The organism is Streptomyces swartbergensis (assembly GCF_002148965.1).
GTDB lineage: Bacteria > Actinomycetota > Actinomycetes > Streptomycetales > Streptomycetaceae > Streptomyces > Streptomyces swartbergensis.
The window spans coordinates 1-2,930 of the sequence record NZ_NGFN01000579.1 but is presented as its reverse complement, the minus strand read 5'-3'; the positions used below and the strand labels follow the sequence as shown (position 1 = coordinate 2,930).

Annotated in this window: 5 protein-coding genes; all 5 read left to right on the top strand. The window is 70.9% G+C overall.

What is annotated here, in order from left to right:
- The coding region (locus CA983_RS42300) for a hypothetical protein (protein ID WP_208637168.1) at positions 1-429 on the top strand (429 nt) is incomplete at its 5' end.
- Positions 426-935, top strand: coding sequence for a hypothetical protein (locus tag CA983_RS42295; protein ID WP_086605941.1), 510 nt, complete (start codon positions 426-428; stop codon positions 933-935). The genes CA983_RS42300 and CA983_RS42295, both read left to right, overlap by 4 nt.
- The gene (locus CA983_RS42290; RefSeq protein WP_086605940.1) at positions 932-1,573 is read left to right on the top strand and encodes a hypothetical protein; all 642 of its coding nucleotides are present in this window, start codon (positions 932-934) and stop codon (positions 1,571-1,573) included. Before CA983_RS42295 ends, CA983_RS42290 begins: the two co-directional genes overlap by 4 nt.
- Positions 1,574-1,681: 108 nt before the next feature.
- Positions 1,682-1,942, top strand: a complete 261-nt coding sequence (locus CA983_RS42285; protein ID WP_086605939.1) for a hypothetical protein — start codon at positions 1,682-1,684, stop codon at positions 1,940-1,942.
- 90 nt (positions 1,943-2,032) lie between these two features.
- The gene (locus CA983_RS46475; RefSeq protein ID WP_158101940.1) at positions 2,033-2,185 is read left to right on the top strand and encodes a hypothetical protein; all 153 of its coding nucleotides are present in this window, start codon (positions 2,033-2,035) and stop codon (positions 2,183-2,185) included.
- The last annotated feature ends 745 nt before the right edge of the window (positions 2,186-2,930 follow it).

Sequence of the window (2,930 nt, the reverse complement as noted above, 5' to 3'; positions counted from 1 at the left end):
CCGCCGCCCCCCGCGGCGCCGCAGCCGGAACCGCCCCGGGTCGAGCATCACGTGACCGTCGAGCTCGTCATGCCCGAACAGCCCGAGCCCGAGCCGGACCCCGGCCGGTGGGAACGGCTCTGGGGCTCGGTCACGGGCTTCGTGAGCCCGTGGAAGGCGTTCGGCGCCCTCGCCGCCGCGGTGACCCCGGTCCCGTGGACCGGCTACAGCGCCGCGACGACATGGGCGTACACCATGAGCGAGGCGCGCGCCATGCACCCCGCCCTCGCCTACGCGATCGCGCTCGGCGCCTTCGGGCTCGCCGTGCGGCGCCTCACCGGCCGCCGCACGCTGCTCGCGCTGTGGGCGACCGCCGTGACGTTCTTCGGGCTCGTCGGCGCCTTCGAGTGGTTCGACGTCGTCGTGATCATCACGGGGGTTGGCCGATGAACGTCGCGGTGAACCTCGGCGGGGTCGCGGTCGGGCTCGCGATCCTGTGGCTCAACTTCCGCAAGTGGTGGAAGGGCAACCGGGACCCGAAGGAACTGATCCCCTACGGCGCCGGCTCGGCGCTCGGCTCGCTGGCGACGATCTGCGTCGGCGGGGCGCTCGGGTGGGGCGCCGCGGGGATCGCCGGTCTGTTCTCCAGCGTGGGCAGTAAGGGCGTTGAGACGACGACCGGCACGAGCGGCGCCGCAACGGTGCCGACCGGCCGTATGGGCGTGCTCACGTCCGAGGGCGGCGTGATTACGTGCCTGATCCTGGTGGGCGTCGTAGTGCTGTACAAGTCGTCGACGAAACTCGAGAAGCGCCGGATCGTCGGCGGGTTCATCACGTTCGCGATCCTCGGATTCCTGCCCGGCGTCGCCGCGCTGCTCGGCTGGTGGCCCGACTCGGTCAACTGGGCCGGCGCGAAGGCGCTCGAGGTACTCAGCCGGGGCGCTGATGCTCTGTGAAGCAGCACATCACGAAGGCGGTCGCGAAGGTCGCCGAGCGGAACACCGAAGGATGGCTCGCCGAGGGGAGCGAGGCCATATGGCAGCGCTTCGCCGACGGCGTCACCGGCTGGATACGGGCCGGTAGGCGAGACGACCTCGAGGGGTGGCGAGCAGCGCTCGGCCCGATCGTGCGGCTCGTCCTGGTCGGCGCCGTCGGTTACGGCGTGTGGGCGCTCGTCCGGCGCTTCCCGTGGCTGCTGTGGCTGCTGCTCGCGGGGTTCATCGCGGCCGCGTGGAAGGCGACGCATAAGCGCCCCGCCGAGGACGTCGACGAGCCGGTCGAGGACGAGCTCGGCGAGCGGTCCCCCGAAGAGCTGCGCGCGGCCGCCGAGAAGACCTTCGTCGCCTACCTGATCGACCAGATCGGAGAGGCGCAGGGCGTGCACCTCTCGACCCTCGCCGAGGGGCTCAACTTGGCCGGCTCTTCGCGGGTGTGGGGAGTGGCCGAAGTGAGGGCGCAGTGCGAGGCGTTCAACATCCCCTGTCGGCGGTCCGTAAAGGTGCGCGGTCGGGGGGTCGCGTGGGGCGTACACCGGGACGACATTCCGGCGCTCAACACCCCTACCCCGGCCGAGGACGGCGAGGCGGCCGCGTAGCGGTCTACCCCCCGGTCTACCTGCGGTTCTACCGCCGATCTACCTCGATCTACCCCCTTCTACCGGGGGTGATCTACCTCCCTATGCCTACTCCGGAAAGAGGCTGACGTGCCCTTCGAGAAGATCCGAATCGAGGACTACCCACACCCTGTCGGCACCCTCATGCGGACGCGCACCGGTGGCGTGCGCGCCGTAGTCGCCGACGCGCATGAGTTCGCCTTCCTGGCGTGCTGCACGGCGCACCACAGCCGCGGGCTCGTTGCCGGCCACTACCCCGAGGTACAGGGAGGCCGGTTCGTCGGCCCCGAGAAGCCGATCGCCCGCCCGACGGACGACGACCGCGACTGCCCGCGCTTCGGTCGCCAGTAACCCCCATGTACCCCCGGGGCGGCCGACAGCTTGCCGGCATCCCGACCGCCCCGGGTCACCCATCCCTCGAGAGAGACAGGACGACCCATCATGCCCAAGTTCCGTACGTCGGTGCCCATGTCCGAGCTGCGCGACAAGATGAGCGACGCCGACAAGCAGCAGCACGCGACGACCTATCAGGCGAGCCGCGGCGGCAGCTTCCCCGAGCCGGCGAAGCCGGTCCCCGGGACCCCGCAGAAGTAGCCGCACGGTCACCGTTGCGCCCCGTCCGGGATTGTCCGGGCGGGCGCCCGGCAGCTCGAGCTCGTCCTCGCCGCGGCGGCGATGCACATCGCTCGCGGCGGGCCCGTCGCCGACCAGTACGGCCGGCAGCTCGTCGACCAGGACGAGCACGAAGTGCCGGCGATCGCCCGGTGATTCGTCGACGATTCGAGTCGCGTTCGTCGAGGAATCGTCGACGATTCGCACGCGAAAGACACCCCCATTTCTGGCAGCGCCGCAGGTCACGGAGGTGTGTCCCGGGGGGACTCACGCGAGACTACGCGCGCGCGTGCCCCCCTCCACTCCACTCCCAAGAGGGGGCGCGCGCAGAGAGCAGACCTACCGCAACCATCACGCGTACGCGCGCAACGCCCGCCCGCCGTACGGGGCGTGACTTGACGTAAGCGATCACATGTCGCACCCTGGCCGCACAGACGACGCATGCCCGGATACGGGCAGCACGCCCTCGACGCCCCCGCCGGCCCGGCCGCGGGGGCGCTCGCATTTCCACCACACAACGCCGCGCGGTGCGGTACACACGATCACGAACGAGACGCACCGCACGGAACGACGTCCGCTGTCCGGCGACGGGATCGGGGAGATCTCCCGCACGGGGGTAACCACCTTCGTACGGTGCGCGCAGCGTCCGGACAGCGGGCCCAACCCGGCCGAGAGGACAGTGCCCATGCGCGTACGGCTCACGGACGGGATACGCGAGGTCGAGATC

Bases quoted from the DNA above. Each gene is read 5' to 3' on its own strand.
- CA983_RS42295 (WP_086605941.1), top strand. From the start codon at position 426: ATGAACGTCGCGGTGAACCTCGGCGGGGTCGCGGTCGGGCTCGCGATC.
- CA983_RS46475 (WP_158101940.1), top strand. From the start codon at position 2,033: ATGCCCAAGTTCCGTACGTCGGTGCCCATGTCCGAGCTGCGCGACAAG.